A 19,489-nucleotide genomic window follows, 5' to 3' on the forward strand; every position below is an offset into this window, starting at 1 on the left:
GTCAGTCTGGTTCCATCGATAAGCCAGGACAATCCGCACGGGCTGTTCGGCATTTCGGACAGTGAGCTGGTATCCGCTCACGGCGAAGACGGAACAGGAACCGCCCCGGGCTTGCTGAACCGCAATCCGCAGACGAGCGGCACGCTGACGGCATAGACGACGATGACAGACAGCCAGATCGCGCCGGGCCATTGCGCCCTGACGAGAAAGTAGATGCTGGAGAAGCCTAGCGGCGTGACGATCGAGGCAAGGCTTACCGCCGACGACAATACGCCCTGAAACCGCCCCTGCTGGCTCTCGTCGACCTGCCGCGTCGCCAGCGATTGCAGCGCCGGAACGCCTATGCCGCCGAGCGCGAAGAGCGGCATGATCGCAAAGATCATCCATCCCTGCGTGGCAAACGCCATGGCGACGAGCGACAGGCAGGCACTGGCGACACCGGTGAGGATGGCGCCGCGTTCGCCGAGCAGCTTGACGGCCGGCCCCGGAAGGAAGGCCTGGGCGAGCGTCTGGCAGACGCCGAAGGCGCCAAGCGAGAGGCCGACCCAAAGACCGTTCCACTGGAAACTGTCCGCGCCCCAAAGCGCCCAGCAGGTGCCGTAGACCTCGCCCGTGGCGCTGAAGACGAAGAAGATGAGGACGATGGGCAACAGGCTCTTCATGGAAAAGAGCCAATGAAGCGGCCGCAGCGGGTTCAATGCCGCAAGATCGATCTTCTCCCGGCTGGGCCTGCGCGATTCCGGTAGCATGAGGAAGGCTAGAAGCAGGTTGCAGCCGTTGAGCACCGCCGCGGCGATGAAGGGCAGCCGCAGCCAGTAATCGCCGAGCGCGCCGCCGAGCACCGGACCGACGATGAAGCCGGCCCCGAACATCGCATTGATGAGGCCGAAGCGGCGGGCGCGTTTGGCCTCGGGCGATATGTCGGTGATGTAGGCCGACGCGACGGAGACATTGGCGCTGGTGAGCCCGGCAATGGCGCGGCCGAGAAGCAGCATCCAGAGGCTGGGTGCGAAGGCGAGGAACAGATAGTTGATGGCCGCACCGCCAAGCGAGATCAGAAGCACCGGCCGCCGGCCGAGCCGGTCGCTGAGCGAGCCGAGCACAGGCGCGAAGATGAACTGCATGGTCGCATAGAGCGCGGTCATGATGCCGATGGTGGAGGCGACGTTGTCGGTGTGGGTGACGCCCTTGAGCAGTGCGGGAAGGATGGGAAAGATAAGCCCGATGCCGACGGCATCGAGAACGATGGCAGTGAAGATGACGAGAAGTGGTCTGGTCACAGATGGTGTGGTCATGGCGTGTTCCGATCGAACGCAAGCGCACGAACGCACGCGGCGCCGATGGCTCACGATAGGGCCTGACGATGCAGGCGATTGATGTTTGGGAACGCTGGCCGATCGATGCCGGAGACGGCATGGATGGCGTGTGCTTGACCGCATGGACGACAATTCGTCCACCTGTTTTACTCCGCCACTGAGCGGATCAAGGGAAGCGGTCGCTTTTCGCGATGCGCTTATTTACGCCAATCGCGCGCTGGCGGCAAGTGGCGTGCCGACAGCTTCGTCCGGACGATTGGCTGAACCGGAGAAGAACGTTCGCGATGGAGCTGATTTCGCCCGCAGACGGCCCTTGAGCATACGCAGGTCCGGCACCGCCGCTTCAACCATGAGAAGCGGCGGCCTCGATTCGTGTCTTATCCACGCCGCCTGAGCACATGCACCTCGGCGCTGTGCTGATGCTCACCCTGCGCCAGCGTGAAATTGGCGAGCTGGCGATCCATCTCGACCGCTTCGGTGGCGAGCAGATGGATGGCGGCCGTGCTCTCCTCGACCATCGCCGCGTTCTGCTGCGTCATCTGATCGAGCTCGGCGACGGCGCTGTTGATCTGGCGTAGCGTCTCCGCCTCCTCGCGGGTGGCATCCATGATCTCGCTGATCTGGCCGTTGATCGCCTCGACGTGACCGCCGATCCCCGTCAGCGCCACGCCTGCCCGCTCGACCAGCGACACGCCGGCCTCGACCTCATTCGTGGATTTCTGCAGGAGATGCGAGATCTCTTTGGCCGCACCCGACGAACGCTGCGCAAGCTCGCGCACTTCCTGCGCCACGACCGCAAAACCCTTGCCCGCTTCACCGGCGCGCGCCGCCTCGACACCGGCATTCAGCGCCAGCAGATTGGTCTGGAAGGCGATGGAATCGATGACCGAGATGATCGAGTTGATCTGCCGCGACGAGGCCTGGATCGCCTCCATCGCCGCGATCGTATCGCGCATGATCTGGCCGGAGCCCGATGTCTCGCGCTTGGCGTCGCGGGCGATCCGCTCCGCCTCTTCGGCGCGCGCGAGCTGCGAGCGGACCGACTGGGTGATCGCGTCGATGGCGCTTGCCGTCTCGGTGATCGATGCCGCCTGCCGCTCAGTGCGGCCGGCAAGATCGTCCGAACCAGCGCGCATCTCTTCCGAGCCCGCGCGCACCGCCGCCGAATTGCCGCCGATCGCCGTCATCGTGTCGCTGAGCGTGGCCAGCGCCTGGTTGAAATTGTGGCGCAGCCCCTCGAGCTCGTTGGGGAAACGACGGTCGATCTGATAGGCAAGATCGCCATTCGCCAGATGCAGCAGCCCTTCGTCGATCGCCTCGACCACCTCCTGCAGCGTCTTCGCCTCCGCCTCGCGCTCGGCCATGTGCTGCTGGCGGTCGCGGTCGGCGCGTTCGCGCGTCTCCGCGCTGGCTGCCTCCAGCGTGCGGCTGTCGATGAGCGATTGCTTGAAGCGGGCGAGCGCCTTGGCCATCGTGCCGATCTCGTCGTGGCGGTTCTGGCTGCCGATCTCGACATCGAGATCGCCATCGGCCACAGCGCGAGTGACGCCGGCAAGCTTGGCGAGCGGCGAAAACAGCATCTTGGTGATGATCCCGGTGGCAACCGCCATGACCACAAGCACGCCGCAGCCGATCATCGTCAACAGCATCGCGATTTCGAGCGAGCCGGCATTGATCTCGCTGAGCCGCATGCTCTCGACCACCAGATAGCGCGCATCCTGATAATCGACGGGCTTCACATAGGCGCGCGCAGCACCATCGGCGCGGCTAAAATCGTTGACCGACATCGCGGGATTGGCAAACGCATCCTTCAGGAAGGTGAAGGGCGCGGTATCGAGCGTCGCCAACCGGCCGGCCTCGTTGACCGTGACCGCCGACCCATCCTCGGAAACGATCGCGGCCTGCGCGGTGCTTCCGGCAACGATGCCCTTGGAGAGGATGCTGGCAACGACATCGTCGCGCACCCTAAACAGCATCACGCCCTTCGGCTGGCCGAGCTTGACGACCGGCACGGCATAGAAGATCGCCGATGCACCGTTCGCATCCACCCGCAATCCCGAAAAGCCGGCGGGTGCGCCATCGTCGGTGGCCCTGGCGGTGTTTTCGATCGCCTTGGCAAAGGCAAGGCCGGCGCCGGTCGATTTCCACGCATCCGACTTCAGGTTCTCGGCGAAATCGTCGTTCTTCTTGTAGGAATAGAGCACGAAGCCATCGAGATCGGCGATCAGGAGATCGCTGAACGGCGTGTTCTGCAGATCGCGCGCGACTTCGCCCTGGGTCTTCTCATGGTTGGAATAATAGAAACCGCTCGGCGCATCCGGCTTCACCAGCTTCTCGCGCTCGCCGGCCGGGTTCGGATTGTCGGTGATGAACACCTTCTTGAGCTCGGCGCGCACATCGCCCGAGGTCTTCTCGATGGTCTTCCAGCCGCTCTTCAGGCTGGTGATCGACATCTGCAGCGCCTCGATGCGGGCAATCGAATTGGCCTGGTTTTCCAGCTGCGCCAACTGATCGTGCAGCATGTCGCCGCGAAAGATCAGCACGCTCTCCTTGGCCTTCAGCGCCTGCTCGCCGGAAATGCGGCTGCTGGCGAAATAGGCGAGACAGTTGATGGCGGCGATCGACAGCGCCGTCAGCAGAATGAAAGTAGCAATGACCTTGAAGGACAGCGACTGGAATCTCTGAACCATGGAAAAACTCGAACCCCTTCCGGAACGGCTGATACCGACGGGGCTGGCGCCCCGCAGGCAGGCCTGAAAACAGAACACGGGGAGCCTTCACTCAAGAAAGCTGGCTCCTCTCATCTCTTGTGGATCATAAGTTACCGAGGGAATTTAAATTCACGTAAATGAGCCCTGACAAAAACACCGGGATGTTTTTGTTTTGTTCACATATCGATGGCAGTTATCGTTGATCTGCAATAGGATTACCGCATGCAAAGCGCGATTCGTATCATCGGCATCGACCCCGGTCTGCGCCGCACCGGCTGGGGCGTCATCGAGACGCTCGGCAATTCGCTGCGCTTCGTCGCCTCCGGCACGGTCACCTCCGATGGCGACATGGATCTCGCCTCGCGCCTCTGCCAGCTGCATGATGGCCTTGCCGACGTCGTTCACGTGCATCAGCCTGATGAGGCCGCCGTCGAGCAGACCTTCGTCAACAAGGACGCCGTCGCCACGCTGAAGCTCGGCCAGGCCCGCGGTATCGCCATGCTCGTTCCCGCTCGCGCCGGGCTGCACGTCTCGGAATACGCGCCGAATGCGGTGAAGAAGGCTGTCATCGGCGTCGGCCACGCCGAAAAGAAGCAGATCCACATGATGCTGAAGATTCTGATGCCGAAAGCCGAGTTCAAGGGCGACGATGCCGCCGACGCACTCGCCATCGCCATCTGCCACGCCCACAACCGCGGCGGCGCCCGCATGCGCATGGCAGCGCTCGCCGGCTAGCTTGTTCTTGACTTGTTCTCTTTTCGTGGTAAGTAATACCTGAGAGGTATTACCATGCGTGTAACCGAAAAAGGCCAGGTGACGATCCCCAAGGAGATCCGCGACCGATTGAACATCGGCCCGGGATCGGAGGTGGATTTTGTCGCGGACGAGAAAGGCGCTCGGCTCGTGGTCGTCGCCGAGGGAAAATCCACATCGGACGAGGAATTCGCGACGTGGCTGAAAAGCGTGTCGGGTACGTTTGACACGCTCGGCATGACCACCGACGAGTATATGGAATGGCTGAGGGGGCCGCGCGATGACCTCGGTCCTCGTTGATACCAATGTTTTCATCGACGTTTTTGGGCCGGAAACGCAATTCAAGGAATGGTCGTCGGAGATGATTTTGAGGCTGCGCCCGCAAGCGCAGTTCGTTCTCACGCCGATTGTCTGGGCCGAATTAGCAAGCATGGCGCCGAGTGAAGACCAACTCATGTTCATGCTGGCACGGCTTAATCTGGTGCGCGAAGCGGTACCCTTTCCTGCAGCCTATCAGGCTGGAATGGCGCACATCGCTTACCGCCGCGCCGGCGGCGCGCGAGAGCGCACCCTGCCCGATTTCCTGATTGGCGCCCATGCGTCCGTTCGCTCCCATCGCCTGCTCACTCGCGACCCCGGGCGCTACCGGGCCTATTTCCCGGCGCTCGACCTCATTACGCCCGAAACCCATCCCATCTGAACTCTTAACCGGCGGACCACCAAACATGATCGGCAAGCTCAAAGGCACCATCGACGAAATCGGCGACGACTATGTGCTCGTCGACGTGCACGGCGTCTGCTACGTCGCCCATTGCTCGGCGCGCACCCTGTCGCGCATCGGCTCGATGGGTGAGGCCTGCATTCTCTTCATCGAGACCTATGTGCGTGAAGACCAATTGAAGCTCTTCGGCTTCATGACCGCGCTCGAGCGCGAATGGTTCAACCTGCTGCAGAGCGTTCAGGGCGTCGGCGCCAAGGTGGCGCTCGCGGTTCTCTCGACACTGACCCCGGGCGAACTCGCCAACGCCATTGCCCTGCAGGACAAGACATCGATCTCCCGCGCCAACGGCGTCGGCCCCAAGGTCGCGGTCCGCATCGTCACCGAGTTGAAGAACAAGGCACCGGCCTTCGCCGGCGAGGCATCCGCCAATATCGGCCTAAAGCAGGAACTCGGCGAGGGCGTCGCCTCCGCCCCTGTCGCAGACGCCGTCTCGGCCCTCACCAATCTCGGCTACAGCAGAGACCAAGCCGCCAACGCGGTCGCCGCCGCGATGAAGACGGCAGGAGAAGGCGCCGACAGCGCCAAGCTGATCCGGCTGGGGTTGAAGGAGTTGTCGCGGTGATTGGCTGGAAGCGGCTTTGCAACTACAATTGATGCACTCGACCGAAAGAGGCTTCAACGATGAGCGCTTTGACAAAATTGAGTTCGAAGGGACAGCTGACGATCCCGAAGGCAATTCAGGAGAAGCTGGACATCGCGCCGGGCACCGAATTTTACCTGACGGTTGAAGACGGCAAGCTATTGGCAACACCGAAGCGCGCGCCCATACCAAGCACGAAGAGGTTGATGGATTTCGCGGGAATTCTCGGCAAGCCTCCCAACGGCAGGAGCTTGAGCTTGGAGGACATCGATGAGGCCATCATGAACGCGGTGGCCGAGGACGAGGAGCGTATCCAGCGGGAATGGCGCGAAGGTCGTAAATGATCGGGATCGACACGAACATCCTCCTTCGGTTTCTTCTGGACGACGAGCCGGCGCAAGGCGCGATGGCGCGACAGTTCATGTCCGAGCGAACCGCTGACGATCCTGCGTATGTAAGCGCAGTCGTGCTCGCGGAAACCATCTGGTTGCTCAACCGGCGTCTTGGTTACTCGAAGCCCGAGATTGCCGCAGTATTGGCGCAGCTTGCGCAAGCGGATGAAATCCTTATCGAGCATTCGAAGGAGTTGAAGCTTTTGGCCGCCGACGCATCCCGACCGATCGCCGATATCGCGGACTATCTTGTTGTCTGGGCGGCCGCTAACGCCGGCTGCGCCAAAACTTTTACCTTCGACCGCAAGGCCGCCCGCAAAATTCCCGGAATGGAACTTCTCGCATGACCGACACCGCCCGCCTCATCACCCCGGAAAAACGCGGCGAGGATTTCGACGCGACGTTGCGGCCGCAGTCGCTTGACGATTTCACTGGACAGGCCGAGGCTCGCGCCAACCTGAAGATCTTCATCGAAGCGGCGAAGAACCGTGGCGAGGCGCTCGATCACGTCCTCTTCGTCGGCCCGCCCGGCCTCGGCAAGACGACGCTGGCGCAGATCATGGCCAAGGAGCTCGGCGTCAACTTCCGCTCGACATCGGGCCCCGTCATCGCCAAGGCTGGCGATCTCGCGGCGTTGCTCACCAATCTCGAGGAGCGCGACGTGCTCTTCATCGACGAAATCCATCGCCTGAGCCCCGCCGTCGAAGAAATCCTCTATCCTGCGATGGAGGATTTTCAGCTGGACCTCATCATCGGCGAAGGCCCGGCCGCACGCTCGGTGAAGATCGACCTGTCGAAATTCACGCTGGTCGCCGCCACCACCCGTCTCGGCCTTTTGACGACGCCGCTGCGCGACCGCTTCGGCATCCCGGTGCGGCTCTCCTTCTACACCGTCGACGAACTGGAGCTGATCGTGCGTCGCGGCGCCCGGCTGATGAACCTGCCGATGACCGACGAAGGCGCCCGCGAGATCGCGCGCCGCGCCCGCGGCACGCCACGCATCGCCGGCCGCCTTTTGCGTCGCGTCCGCGATTTCGCCGAGGTCGCGAGGGCCGAAGCCGTTACCCGCGAGATCGCCGACGAGGCGTTGACCCGCCTGCTGGTCGACAATCTCGGCCTCGATCAGCTCGACAAGCGCTATCTGAACATGATCGCCGTGAATTTCGGCGGCGGCCCCGTCGGCATCGAAACGATAGCAGCCGGGCTTTCCGAGCCGCGCGACGCGATCGAGGATATCATCGAGCCCTACATGATCCAGCAGGGCTTCATCCAGCGCACCCCACGCGGCCGTGTACTGACCGCCACCGCCTGGAAGCACCTCGGCATGCAGCCACCGAAGGATCTCGAAGCCGCTCAGTTCCGCCTGTTCCAGCAGGACGATTGAGGAACCCCTACCCGGCGTCGCGCATTGGCATCTCGAAAGGAGATCGTCATGCGCAAGTACCGCATCGGCACTGATGTCGAATGGAAATGGGGCAAGGGAACCGGAACCGGCAAGATCAAGGAGAGCTTCACCGACGACGTCGAGCGCACGATCGAAGGTGCGGTGATCAAGCGCAAGGCGAGCACTGAGGAGCCGGCCTATCTGATCGAGCAGCAAGACGGCGGCAAGGTGCTGAAGAGCCATTCCGAGCTGAAGAAATCCGGCTGACTGAGACCATGCCTACAGTGCCGACGCCTCGCAACGAGAATGCAAGGCGTCGGCTCGTGAGCCTCGGGTGAGCTACACTACGCTTCGATCGGATCGAACCGCAGCCAGGTCATAAGCCGCTGGCGACCTTCCGAGCAAAGCAACCAGCGCTGCGTATCGGGCATGCTGTAAACTTCGGAAATCTCCGACAGGTCGCGGGCACCCATCTTGATCTCGGTAATGCGGTGTGTGCTTGCAGCGTCGGCGCGCAGCTTGGCCATTTTGCCTGCGCCGTCCTGGACGAGCCAATCATGGATCTCGATGACGATCATCGCCTTGGAAAAAGCCGCGAAAGTATCGGCGTCGACAAGGTCGAATTCTGCACCCTCGATGTCGATCAAGACCAGAGACTGGTCGCGGACCTCGGCGGGGATGTCATTGTAGAATTCACGGGTTGCTTCGCCACGGATGATCACCTTGTCGGTCACACCGTTCAGCGCGGCGTTGGCGGCGATGACATCGCGGCCACGTTCCGTCATTTCGTAGCAGTAGGACGTGTCGAACTGCTTGCTCACCAGCACACCGACGCCGTAATAGCCATCAGCCGCCCCGAGATCGATGAATGTCCGATACTTAGCGGGAATCTCGGCCAGCAGGTTCAGGATTTCCTGCTCGTAGAGGCCAAGGATCATGGACCCTTTATCGAGCCCACCGCCCCACTGCAAATCCGTGCTGAGCGACAGCCCCTTGAACGGCCCGCGCGCAACCTTGTTTTTATGAAACTCTCCCACGGAGTTCGACAGCTGGAGCCGCAATCTCTGTACCATAGTCAGCAAGATTTCCGGGTGTTGCTCGACTATGAAATTCGTCATCGCGTGGATGGTCTGTATGCTTTTGTCGGTATTCATCGGCGGCCCTTTGGATCAGGTAGCCAGAATCGGCTAACCTTCGCCGGGAAACTATCCCGCAGGCCTTGCGCCTGGATTGCTAATAACGCGGCTGCTAAAATTACGCGGAACTTACGGATCCGCCGCAGAGGGAGAGCCATGCCTGATTTCGACCCCATCCGATCCTTCCGCAAGCTCGCCTATAACAACGCGCTCGCCAATCACCGCGTACACATGGCCTGCGCGCTGTTGCAGCCTGGAGAGTTCGAGGCGCCGCGCGTGAGCTTCTTCCCGTCGATCAAGGCGACGCTGAACCATATCCTGACGGTGGACTGGTTCTATGTCGATGCGCTGGAGGGCGGCACGCTGGGGCCGCAGGCCTGGGCGGTCGAGGAGCCCTGCCCTGATATCGCGAGCCTTGCCGCCGAGCAGAAATCCGTCGATGCAAGATTGGTGACGCTCGCCGAAGCGCTATCGCCGCAGAAGCTGACCTCGACCGTCGAGATCCATCGCGGCGAACGCATTCAGCGGGAGCGAATGGAGGATGTACTCAACCATCTCTTCCAGCACCAGACGCATCATCGCGGCCAGGTGCATGCCATGTTGGCGGGCACCAGCGTGAAGCCGCCGCAGCTGGACGAATTCATCGTCTCAGACGATGCCAGGTTCCGGGACGACGAGATCGCCGCCCTCGGATGGAGCGAAGAGAAGCTGATGCGCTAATCCTGCAGCCGCGCCTTCAGCCCGTCGATGATCGTCTTGCTGAGCAGCGCGTAGTTTTCGTCGAAGTGGTGGTCACCGGCGAGCGCGATCACATCGACGCCGCTGTCCTTCAGATCCGGGCAGGCAACCTCGTCGTCGTCTTCCTTGCCGTAGACGCACTGAACGATCTTCGGATCGACTGCCTTCAGATCGGCCACCGGATCGCCGCCGGCGCCTTCGGTCTTGGCGCCGAGCCAGCCCATGACGGAGATCTGGTAATCGACTTCGTGCGAGAGCGACAGCAGCGAGATCTGTGCAACGGCGCTCTTGGCCGCCGGCTTCAGCCGCGAGAAAGCGGCCGGCACGACGTCGGCGCCGAAGGAATAGCCGACCAAGAGAACATGCTTGACCTTCCACTGCTTGCGGTAGAGCTCGATGATCTTGCCAAGATCGTCGGCAGTTTCCTGAGGCTTACGCTCGGACCAGAAGTAATGCAGCGAATCCACGCCGACCACGGGAATGCCCTGTTTCTGCAGCGCCGCACCCACTTCCTTGTCGATATCGCGCCAGCCGCCATCGCCGGAATAGATGATCGCCATCGTGTCGAAGGCCGGTTTGGCGTCGAGGATCGTCAGCGGCAGGCCAAGCGGATTGTCGGCATTGCCGGATGCGGCGATCAGGTCGTCGAGCGTGCTGTTCAGCGTCGTCTGCGCATCGTCCTGGACTTCGCGAATGTCGATGTCGGAATGCGCCTTCTTCAGCTCGTCCGCATGCGCGCGGCCGTCCTTGTCGGCATTGGGCGTGAAGGCGGCGATGATGGGATCGGGCAGCGCGATGTCGCTGAGGCCATAGATCATCCGGTCGCCGACCGTCTTCTTTTTGGCCGGCGTGCAAAGCTGCTGCGTCAGCGGAATACCCGCGAGCGGATCGATCGCCAGCGTCTGGCCGATCGTCGCATCCGGCGTCTGCGCGGCGATTGCCAGCGCCAGCGCCCCGCCCTCGCCGATGCCGGCCACGATCGGCAGATGATACGGGCTGTTGCCGGCGGCGCGCTGCACCTGCTGGCTGAGCGACTCGATATCCGAGACCAGATAGATGCAGCCGTCATTGTCGCTGACGTCGTATTTGCGCAGAGCATCGATGTAGGACGGGAAGTCGACACCGATGACAACGGCGCCCTCGCCCACCAGACGATCGGCTTCAGTCTTCTCCTTGTCGCCCCAGCCGCCAGCGTCCGAGATCAGCATCACGGCGCCTTTGACGTCGCCGTCAGGCAGGAAGATATGCGGCGACGGGATGAGCCCGGTCTCGAACTCCTGCGTCGTCTCGTCGGCCGCATGTACGGCGGGAATGGAGAGCGCCAGCGCACAGGCGGCGGCCAGAATGTGTCTTTTCATCATTTCCTCACGACCCCTTTCAATCCGCCACCGATCAGGAGCGTCGCGTCCATCAAAGCGATCATCGGATTGCCTCCTCCGGACACCGCAAGATAGCGCGGATGCCATTGAGGGTGAAACTTGGATTTGAAGGCCCTGAGGCCCTTGAAGTTGTAGAAGCGCTCGCCGTGCTCGAACACGGTGCTGCCGATGCGATCCCACACCGGCGCCGTCTCGCGCTTCGACATGCCAGAAAGCGGGGCCATGCCGAGGTTGAAGTGCGAGAAGCCTTCCGCGCGCAGATATTCCATGATCTGCACGAACAGGAAGTCCATGGAGCCCTTGGGCGCATCCGGCGAGAAGCGCATCAGGTCGATGGTGCCCTCGTCCTTGGCGCCGGTGATCAGGATGTTTGCGAAGGCGACGATCTTGCCTTCGAGCTTCAGGATACCAACCGGCTGCGCCAGAATGTAGTCGGGCGTGAACGCACCGAGCGAAAAGCCCTTCTCCTTGGCGTTATGGTCGGCAAGCCAGGCATCGGAAACCGCCGCCAGCTCGTCCATCACGCCAGGCACGTCTTCCGCCGCGATCACCTCGAAGCTCAGCCCGTCGCGCTGGGCGCGGCTTGCGGTCTGGCGCAGGTTCGCCCACTTGCCGCCCTTCATCTCGAAAGTCGAAAGGTCGGAGACTGCGAGTTCGCCGAGCCTGAAGGCGCGCAGGCCCGCATCGGCGCAATGAGAAAGCAGCGCCGGCGAGATCTGGTAGAACACCGCGCGGCAACCGGCGGCGCGCGCCGTCTCGACAAAGCGCCACACGAGCTCCGGCATGGCGCTGCGGTCGCCGACGGGATCAAACAGTGCGATCCACGAGCGACCCTGGCGGCCATACATGATGAAGGCGTCGCCCTTGTCGGAGAACATCACGCTCTTATCGCCCATGCGCACCAGATTGGCGTCGGCGTAGCGCTGCTTCTCGACGATATCGACAGCGCGCTCCAGCGCCTCGTCGGTTGCAGGCTCAAGCCGGGTTGTGGCCGGCCGCAGCAGGCTGAAGACGGCGATGGCGGTGGAGATGATGGTGATGCCGAGCACGGCGCGCAGACCGCGCGGCGCCTCGTCGGCGAATTCGAACTGCCACCAAAGTTCGTTGCTATAATCGACGTCGCGATAGACGAAGAGCAGGATGACCACGGCACCGACGCAGACGACAGCGATCGCCGTCAGCCAAGATGCCGTCAGCGTCTGGTTGAGCAGCGAGGCGCGGCGGCGGAACAGGCGGCGGCTGACGAACAGGCCGAAGATGAGGAAGGCGAGGAACGCGGCCTCGACAAGAGCCACGGCCTTCAGCAGCGACAGCATCAGTGCCGCAGCGGCCGAGAAGATGGTGATCCACCATGCGCCGTCGAGCTTCTGGCCAAGACCGCGCGCGGCAACGACCAGCGCCAGTCCGGCAAGGCTCGCCAGGAAGTGCGCGCCTTCCACGATCGGCAGCGGCAGATAGTTGGAAAGGAACTCCAGGTTGGAATCCGGCGTCGGCGTGACGCTCGAAAAGATCAGCATGACGCCGAGCAGCAGCGACAGCGCCGAAAGGAGCTGCGGCATCAGCCGGATGCCGATGCGGCGGAATCCGGAGGCGACAGGATGGTCGGCGAAGCGGCGAAGCTCGGTCGCCGAGACCGCCAGAACCGCCAGCAGCAGCGGCACGACGTGATAGATCAGGCGGTAAAGCACCAGCGAGCCGAGCACGGCATCGATATTCACCGCACTGCCGAGCGCGGCGATGATGACGGTTTCGAACACGCCGAGACCGGCCGGCACATGGCTGAGCACGCCGAGGCCGACGGCAATCGCGTAGACGGCGAGGAACACCGGCCAGCTGATCGCCGTCTGCGGCAGGAGAACGTAGAGAACGGTGGCGGACGCGGCGATATCGAAGGCGGCGACCAGGAACTGACGCGACCATGTGGCGGAATCAGGCAGCCGCAGCGAGAAACGCCCGATGCTGACCGCACGACCGCCACGGCCGAGCACGACGCCCGCCGCCAGCACCAGCACGATCGATCCGCCGAGGAGACGCAAAACCCAGCTGCTGACATCGATGAGCGGCGCGATCTCGTCCGCGATGGCGAGAAGCGCGATGGAGCCGACGCCGGCCAGGCCGAGGCCGAAGGCGATGGTGACGAAAGCGATGACGCGGCCGATATCCTCGGGCGTCAGTCCAAGCCTCGAATAGGCGCGGTAGCGGATGGCCCCACCGCTCAGCGCGCCGAAGCCCGCCGTGTTGCCGACGGCATAGGCGGCAAACGCGGTCAGCGCGACCTGCGGGAACGGCAGCTTCTTGCCGACGTAATCGATAGCGTTGACGTCGTAAAACACCAGCGCGAGGAAGCTCAGCGCCGTGAAGAACAGCGCCAGCACGATCGAGCTGATCTTCGTGTCGGCCAGCGCCTGCACCACGTCGTCGTAGCGCACTTCGGTGGTCAGCTGCTCGATCGCGAAACCGACCATGCAGAACACGGCCAGCGTCGCAAGCGCCGTCAGATGCGTCCGGTACCGGCTGAAAAATCGCGAGATGCCCGATTCTTCTATGACTTCAATCTCTTCCAAATTGGCGTGCTTCGACATTACGAACCGTCGTAAACCTACATATTAGCGGGAATCATGTCTTGGACATCTAACATAACCTGCATGTAAGTTCTTGGACGCAAGCCCGCGAATACATGCCAACACTACCCCAATGCCGCTTAACGACGCCTGCTTCATCCCCAATTGGGGCATTTTTGGCGCGGGGACAGGGGTTTGAATATTGTATTTTCGTAAGGTTAAAGCCTTCGATGCGCCAACACCGGCATCCGGGGATGCCGGCATGCCGGCTAAGCCGCCGGCTCCGCGCCCTGACCGCTCTTCTGCGCCGCATAGCGCGCGGCGGCCGCATTGGCGTCGGCATCGTGGGTCTCGCTCGAAACCTGCAGCGTCGGTACGGCGAATTCGATACCGTTCTCCTTGAAGGCCGTGCGGATCATCGCCAGCGCGTTGCGGCGGATGACGAACTGCTCGCCGGGCTTCGTCATCATCGCCAGACGGATGACGATCGCGAACTCGCCGAACTGCTCGACGCCCTTCATCTTCAACGTCTCGATGATGTGAGGCGCGTAATCGGGGTTTTCGAGCAGCTTCTGGCCGATCTGCTTGATTACCTTCTTCGCCAGCACGAGATCGGTGTCGTAGGTCACGTTCAGCGTGATCTTGTCGATCGTCCAGTCGCGATTGAGGTTCTTGACCGCGCCGAGCTCGCCGAACGGCACGGTCGTCAGCGGCCCGCGATGGTGGCGCAATCTCACGGAACGCAGGCTGAAGGCCTCGACCACGCCCTTGTGGCTTCCGCTCTCGATATATTCGCCAACCCGGAAGGCATCGTCCCAGAGATAGAACATGCCGCTGATCACATCCTTGACGATGGTCTGCGCCCCGAAACCAACCGCGACGCCGACCACGCCGGCACCGGCAATCAGCGGCCCAATCTCGACGCCGAGGCCGGAGAGCACCATCAGCACGGCAATGACGGCGATGACGACAGCGAGGATATTGCGGAAGATCGGCAGCAGCGTCTGCAGCCGCGCCCGCCTTGCCTTCTCCTCATCGTTGATCGAGCCCTCCAGAGGCGAGTCCTCCAGCCTGCCGTTGATATAGGCGCGCGCCAGATGCCAGAGCAGATCGGCCGCAAGCAGAATGACGATGCCGCCGACCGAGCCGCGCACGATCCGGTCCATCATCGTTTCGCCGGCCGCCATCCGCTCGGCCGCGAAGCCGAGAATGCGGCCGAGCCACAGGGCCGCGATGGTGATGATGACGGCGCGCACACCGCGATCGAGCAACACCGCCGCAATCCGCTTTTTGGCGAGGAAGCCGGCTTCCGCCTTGTGCAGCGCCCGCACGGCAAGCGTCGAGACGCGCAGAACACGCGGCAACGCCACAAGATAGATGCCGATCCACAGGATGAGATTGAAGCCCGCCACCCATAGCAGCCAGAGCGCTGCGAAATAGATGGTCAGCATCCAGGAGGCCGTCGTGCTTTTCTGCCCCTCCTCTACAGGGCGCGACCAGACCGCTTCGGTCGCGATGGCAAGTAGCCCAAGCCCGAGCGTATAGCCGACGAGATAGCGCGACCCCGGCGAGAAACCCAGCGGCGCCATCAGCTGGATCAGCACCCAGCCGAAGACGAAATAGATGATGAAGACGCAGCTGCGCTTGAACCAGAACATCGCGGTGGCACGCGAGACGTCCCTTTCACCACCGACATGCGGCAGCGTCACCAGCGCCACGATGAGACGGCCAACCGAGATGGTGACGCGCGAGACGATCAGCGCGATGGCAACAGCGATCGCCAGCGATTGCGTGATCGGCGGCCAGTTGAAGAGCACGAGCGGTACGAGCGTCGCGACGCAGAACACCAGCGCCGGCACAATGCGATAGCTCAGATTGTTCGCCGCATGGTGTGCGACCGTAACGACCGCGCCGTCTTCGAGTTTGACGCGCGGGCGCGGCACGATCATCCGGAACAGGAGTTCCGCCACCACCCCGGCCAGGAACAGCGCCAGCAGTTCGATGGTCACGAATGCCCAACCACTCGGCTGCACCTCGCGTTCGACGATCTCAGATGCATTTTCGACTTCATCCGGCAGCGTCATCGCGGCACCGGAGACGAGATCGAAGTGACGACGGGCATGGCCTAGGAAATCGGAGAGAACCGACATCTGCTCGCCGGACATCTCGCCGCCGGGTGCTGCCGGTTGTGCCGGGGTGCTCGCCGGCTGCGCTGCGGCCGGAACCTGTCCTGTCGGGCTTTGCGTCTGCGCCTGCGTCGCCATCCATTGCTTGACGGCGGGCGTTTCCATCAGCTGCAGCATCTGCCGCACCTCGGCGGGCGGCGGCGCTGCCGGGCTGGGTGTTACCGCCGGCGTTTGCGCCGCGGCACTCGAAACGATCATGCCAAATGCAAGGAGCGGCAGAAGCCGCCTCATGATGCACGCACCAAACCCCAGACCCATGCCAGCCCCTCCAATATATATAGCGTAGCTTATATTGAAGCGCGGGAAAGAAAAGCCCGCGCAGCTTGAGGCTGCGCGGGCTTGGATAACCATTATTGCTGAATGGTTTACGCCTTAGGCTTTTCGACGTGGCCGCCGAAGCCGGCGCGCATCGCCGAGAGCACCTTGTTGGCGAACTCGTCATTGTCGCGCGAGGAGAAGCGGCTGTAGAGCGCGGCACTCAGGACCGGCGTCGGAACGCTTTCGTCGATGGCGGCCATGATCGTCCAGCGGCCTTCGCCCGAATCCGAAACGCGGCCGGCATAGGCGCCGAGCGCGGGATCGGCATGCAGCGCATCCGAGGTCAGGTCGAGCAGCCAGGAGGTGATGACGCTGCCGCGACGCCACACTTCGGCGACGTCCTGCAGGTTGAAGTCGTACTGGTAGTGCTCAGGATGCGCGATCGGCGCTGTCTCGGCATCGACTTCATGATTGTCGGCGCCGATATTGGCGCGCTTCAGGATGTTGAAGCCTTCGGCGTAAGCCGCCATCAGGCCGTATTCGATGCCGTTGTGCACCATCTTGACGAAGTGGCCGGCGCCGTGCGGGCCGCAATGCAGATAGCCCTGCTCGGCCGTGCTGCCGGCCTGATCGGGGCGATGCGCCGAAGGAACGACATCGCCGACGCCAGGCGCCAGCGACTTGAAGATCGGCGAGAGCGATTCAACAACGGCCTTCTCGCCGCCGATCATCAGGCAATAGCCGCGCTCGAGACCGAAGACGCCACCGCTGGTGCCGACGTCGACATAGTGCAGGCCCTTGGTGATCAGCTCGCCACCACGGCGAATGTCGTCGTGGTAATAGGAGTTGCCGCCGTCGATGATGATATCGTCGCTGTCGAGCAGCGGCGTGATCTGCGCGATCACCTTGTCGGTGATGGCCGCCGGCAGCATCAGCCACACGGCGCGCGGGCGTGAAAGCTTCGAAACGAACTCTTCCAGCGAGGCGCTGCCGATGGCGCCCTTGCCGACCAGATCGTTCACGCTTTCCGTCTTCGCATCATAGACCACGCATTCATGGCCATCACGCATCAAGCGCTGGACCATGAAGCTGCCCATACGGCCCAAGCCAACCATGCCAAGCTTCATCTCATAATCTCCTGAGAATTGAGAATCTAATCGATATTATTCGCGAATACCTATCACTCGCACTGCAGCACGCAAGCGAAGTCTCCGTCACAATAGCGGGAACGCCGACGCTGGGGACGCCAATGAACGCGAGAACCGCGAGCCCGCAAGGCGTTCCGCCGAATCTGGAAACTAAAAAAATATTTCGAATGTCAACCGCAAACCACCATTAAGGTTGCGGCTCATTGCTGCACCGCAAAGGTAACGCGGCCGCTGGTGGCATCGCTGAGCATCCGCGCGGTCTCGGAGAACACGGCTTCTGGCACGGAAAGCGTCAGCAGGGCACCCGCATCCACGAACACCTCGCCCACGACGCGCACGCCGGCCGAGCCGGCAAGCCGAGCCTTCACCAGAGCCAGATCCGAAAAATTCACCGCGATCTCCGCCTCGACGGTTGCGACCAGCTCGACCGTCGAGGCGGCCCTCAGACAAGCGGCAGCGGTGCCGCCATAGGCGCGGATCAGGCCGCCGGTTCCAAGCAGCACGCCGCCGAACCAGCGGGCAACCACGACCGCCACCCGGTCGAGCGATTGCCCGTCGATTGCCTGCAGGATCGGCTTGCCGGCAGTGCCGCTCGGCTCGCCATCATCGTTGAAGCGATAGTTCTGTCCGATCCGCCACGCCCAACAATTATGGTTGGCGGCGGGATCGCCGTGCGCGGCCAGAAACGCACGGGCATCGTCTTCCGAGCCGATCGGCGCCGCGACAGCCAGAAACCGGCTCTTCTTGACGATCTGCTCCAGGGTCTCGATGCGGGTGAGTGAAAACATGGCCACTGCCATATCGCCAGCACCGCGCGCTTCGCAAGCAAAACCGGCTTGAAGCCCAAGCCCCGCTCGCAAATCCCAGCCCCGCTCGCAAATCAAAGACCACAAAAGCAAAACGCCCGCTGCTGGAAGCAACGGGCGTTTGAAATCTATCTGCTCATTGGGAGCAGCGATCGCTTGTTAGCGAGTGGCGTCGCGAGCAACGCGCTGGATTTCCGAGCGGTCGATGCCGAGGTCGTTCAGCGCACGGTTGGACATGCGGCCGAGTTCGCTAACGGTCTGACGATACTTGCGCCAGTTATTGAAGGAGCGTGCTACGTTCATGATGATCCCCTTTCCTAGGGCTTTCAGCGCTTGGCAGCGTGTTTGCTGCCCGTGTCTCTCTGTTGATGCGAATATATGCATGAAGGCCGACAACGAACAGCGCTAAAGCATCAGAACACCCATGCACGCGACGCATGGCTAAAACGGTGCTGCTTAATATTTTTGCCCTCAGAAAAGCCGTAAACGTTTTAGGAAAACGCCATTTTGCGGCGATTTCGCCCGAATTCGCGGAACGGCAGCCGTCTCGATCACAATCGTTAAAGTGTTTTAACCGTTTTAATCGACGGATATCGGCTTCACGCTTCGGAAAATCAGCGATTTCTGCGTGAGAAAAACCCGAAACGCATCCCGTGCGCTCAGCGCATGCTTTATTGGCAAGCCTGCGACACAGTACCGGACGGCCTGTGAAAGGCTCACGAGGAGCCCGTTTTTCACCGCAAGCAGCCGCACCCCATTGCCAGCAAACCCGGCACGCGGCAGTAGAAGCGCGTCGGCGTGATCGAATGCGCGACATCAGGCGGCCGTGCCAGCACCCGCGCAACAAGGACGTCACATGAAGCATATCCTCGCCGCGGCCACGCTCGTAACCGCCACGCTGCTCTCGGTCACTGCCACGCGGGCCGCCGATTTCGGCGTCACCCCGATGACGGATGGCGACACGTTCATCGGTTGCCTTGCGCAGAACAATCACACCGGCATCGGCTACCTCGCCGTCGGCGACAAGCTGGCGCTGTTTGCCAATGCCGATGCCTTCGCGATCGCCAAGGGTGAGCGCGTCAACGGGACATGGTCGGTGGATGGGACTGCCGCCGCGGAATTCTCCTCGACCGCCGATAGCGACAAGACCGTGACGATCGACGTTCCGAACGACGCTACCGCCGTCACCGCCTTAACCTCGGGCAAGGAGCTCACCGTCACCGCAAACGGCATCGACGTCATCCTGCCGCTGACGGGCACAGAGGAGGCATTTGCCGCGCTGACGACCTGCATGAAGGAAAACGGCGCTGAATAGCGACTGATACCAGGGCGCTCGAAACGCGATACGATTGCGGGAGAT

19 protein-coding genes are annotated in these 19,489 nt (G+C 62.3%); 10 read left to right on the forward strand and 9 right to left on the reverse strand.

The genetic code is table 11. From position 1 onward, the window contains the following. Window positions 1-77: 77 nt before the first annotated feature. Complete coding sequence (locus ACODTZ_RS27415) at window positions 78-1,280, reverse strand: TCR/Tet family MFS transporter (RefSeq protein ID WP_489029644.1); 1,203 nt, start codon at window positions 1,278-1,280, stop codon at window positions 78-80. 413 nt (window positions 1,281-1,693) lie between these two features. Beyond that, window positions 1,694-4,006: a methyl-accepting chemotaxis protein gene (locus ACODTZ_RS27420; RefSeq protein WP_489029529.1), complete on the reverse strand. Its 2,313-nt coding sequence runs from the start codon at window positions 4,004-4,006 to the stop codon at window positions 1,694-1,696. A 243-nt stretch (window positions 4,007-4,249) separates the two neighbouring features. Between ACODTZ_RS27420 and ruvC the strand changes: the two genes are divergently transcribed. The 8 genes from ruvC to ACODTZ_RS27460 are packed head-to-tail and all read left to right on the forward strand — an operon-like array spanning window position 4,250 to window position 8,184. Next, window positions 4,250-4,762 (forward strand): crossover junction endodeoxyribonuclease RuvC, encoded by a 513-nt coding sequence (gene ruvC / locus ACODTZ_RS27425; RefSeq protein ID WP_489029531.1) that lies wholly within the window; start codon window positions 4,250-4,252, stop codon window positions 4,760-4,762. Between the two features lie 54 nt (window positions 4,763-4,816). Then, complete coding sequence (locus ACODTZ_RS27430; RefSeq protein ID WP_018899646.1) at window positions 4,817-5,080, forward strand: AbrB/MazE/SpoVT family DNA-binding domain-containing protein; 264 nt, start codon at window positions 4,817-4,819, stop codon at window positions 5,078-5,080. Further along, window positions 5,061-5,480, forward strand: a complete 420-nt coding sequence (locus ACODTZ_RS27435; RefSeq protein WP_489029533.1) for a type II toxin-antitoxin system VapC family toxin — start codon at window positions 5,061-5,063, stop codon at window positions 5,478-5,480. The genes ACODTZ_RS27430 and ACODTZ_RS27435 overlap by 20 nt, the downstream gene beginning before the upstream one ends. A 25-nt stretch (window positions 5,481-5,505) precedes the next feature. Beyond that, window positions 5,506-6,123: a Holliday junction branch migration protein RuvA gene (gene ruvA / locus ACODTZ_RS27440; protein WP_489029535.1), complete on the forward strand. Its 618-nt coding sequence runs from the start codon at window positions 5,506-5,508 to the stop codon at window positions 6,121-6,123. A gap of 59 nt (window positions 6,124-6,182) precedes the next feature. Then, a complete protein-coding gene (locus ACODTZ_RS27445) occupies window positions 6,183-6,485 on the forward strand; it encodes an AbrB/MazE/SpoVT family DNA-binding domain-containing protein (protein ID WP_489029537.1) in 303 nt (100 codons plus the stop codon). Further along, on the forward strand, window positions 6,482-6,880 hold the full coding sequence (locus tag ACODTZ_RS27450; RefSeq protein WP_489029539.1) for a type II toxin-antitoxin system VapC family toxin: 399 nt from the start codon (window positions 6,482-6,484) through the stop codon (window positions 6,878-6,880). The genes ACODTZ_RS27445 and ACODTZ_RS27450 overlap by 4 nt, the downstream gene beginning before the upstream one ends. Continuing rightward, complete coding sequence (ruvB, locus tag ACODTZ_RS27455) at window positions 6,877-7,917, forward strand: Holliday junction branch migration DNA helicase RuvB (RefSeq protein WP_489029541.1); 1,041 nt, start codon at window positions 6,877-6,879, stop codon at window positions 7,915-7,917. Before ACODTZ_RS27450 ends, ruvB begins: the two co-directional genes overlap by 4 nt. Window positions 7,918-7,965: 48 nt before the next feature. Continuing rightward, window positions 7,966-8,184 (forward strand): hypervirulence associated TUDOR domain-containing protein, encoded by a 219-nt coding sequence (locus ACODTZ_RS27460; protein WP_489029543.1) that lies wholly within the window; start codon window positions 7,966-7,968, stop codon window positions 8,182-8,184. A 77-nt stretch (window positions 8,185-8,261) separates the two neighbouring features. Here the strand turns inward: ACODTZ_RS27460 and ACODTZ_RS27465 are convergent, their stop codons facing one another. Continuing rightward, a complete protein-coding gene (locus tag ACODTZ_RS27465) occupies window positions 8,262-8,990 on the reverse strand; it encodes a hypothetical protein (protein ID WP_162724941.1) in 729 nt (242 codons plus the stop codon). A gap of 219 nt (window positions 8,991-9,209) precedes the next feature. Between ACODTZ_RS27465 and ACODTZ_RS27470 the strand changes: the two genes are divergently transcribed. Then, entirely contained in the window at window positions 9,210-9,773 is a 564-nt protein-coding gene (locus tag ACODTZ_RS27470) for a DinB family protein (protein WP_489029545.1), read from the forward strand. Here the strand turns inward: ACODTZ_RS27470 and ACODTZ_RS27475 are convergent. The 6 genes from ACODTZ_RS27475 to ACODTZ_RS27500 form a co-directional block, all read right to left on the reverse strand. Then, window positions 9,770-11,152, reverse strand: a complete 1,383-nt coding sequence (locus tag ACODTZ_RS27475) for a virulence factor family protein (protein ID WP_489029547.1) — start codon at window positions 11,150-11,152, stop codon at window positions 9,770-9,772. The two genes, ACODTZ_RS27470 and ACODTZ_RS27475, sit on opposite strands and share 4 nt — an antisense overlap. Next, window positions 11,149-13,752, reverse strand: coding sequence for a bifunctional lysylphosphatidylglycerol flippase/synthetase MprF (gene mprF, locus ACODTZ_RS27480; RefSeq protein ID WP_489029549.1), 2,604 nt, complete (start codon window positions 13,750-13,752; stop codon window positions 11,149-11,151). The genes ACODTZ_RS27475 and mprF overlap by 4 nt, the downstream gene beginning before the upstream one ends. A 248-nt stretch (window positions 13,753-14,000) precedes the next feature. Continuing rightward, window positions 14,001-16,175: a mechanosensitive ion channel family protein gene (locus tag ACODTZ_RS27485; protein ID WP_489029550.1), complete on the reverse strand. Its 2,175-nt coding sequence runs from the start codon at window positions 16,173-16,175 to the stop codon at window positions 14,001-14,003. 107 nt (window positions 16,176-16,282) lie between these two features. Beyond that, the gene (gnd, locus tag ACODTZ_RS27490) at window positions 16,283-17,302 is read right to left on the reverse strand and encodes a phosphogluconate dehydrogenase (NAD(+)-dependent, decarboxylating) (protein WP_489029552.1); all 1,020 of its coding nucleotides are present in this window, start codon (window positions 17,300-17,302) and stop codon (window positions 16,283-16,285) included. Between the two features lie 221 nt (window positions 17,303-17,523). Then, window positions 17,524-18,111 (reverse strand): IMPACT family protein, encoded by a 588-nt coding sequence (locus ACODTZ_RS27495; RefSeq protein ID WP_489029554.1) that lies wholly within the window; start codon window positions 18,109-18,111, stop codon window positions 17,524-17,526. A gap of 177 nt (window positions 18,112-18,288) precedes the next feature. After that, window positions 18,289-18,432 carry a DUF1127 domain-containing protein gene (locus ACODTZ_RS27500; protein WP_018899661.1) on the reverse strand — a complete coding sequence of 48 codons (144 nt, stop codon included), beginning with the start codon at window positions 18,430-18,432 and terminating at the stop codon, window positions 18,289-18,291. Between the two features lie 553 nt (window positions 18,433-18,985). On the opposite strand from ACODTZ_RS27500, the gene ACODTZ_RS27505 reads away from it, so the two are divergent. After that, window positions 18,986-19,444, forward strand: coding sequence for a hypothetical protein (locus ACODTZ_RS27505; RefSeq protein ID WP_489029556.1), 459 nt, complete (start codon window positions 18,986-18,988; stop codon window positions 19,442-19,444). Window positions 19,445-19,489: the final 45 nt, after the last annotated feature.

This window comes from Rhizobium sp. FG113 (assembly GCF_057809895.1).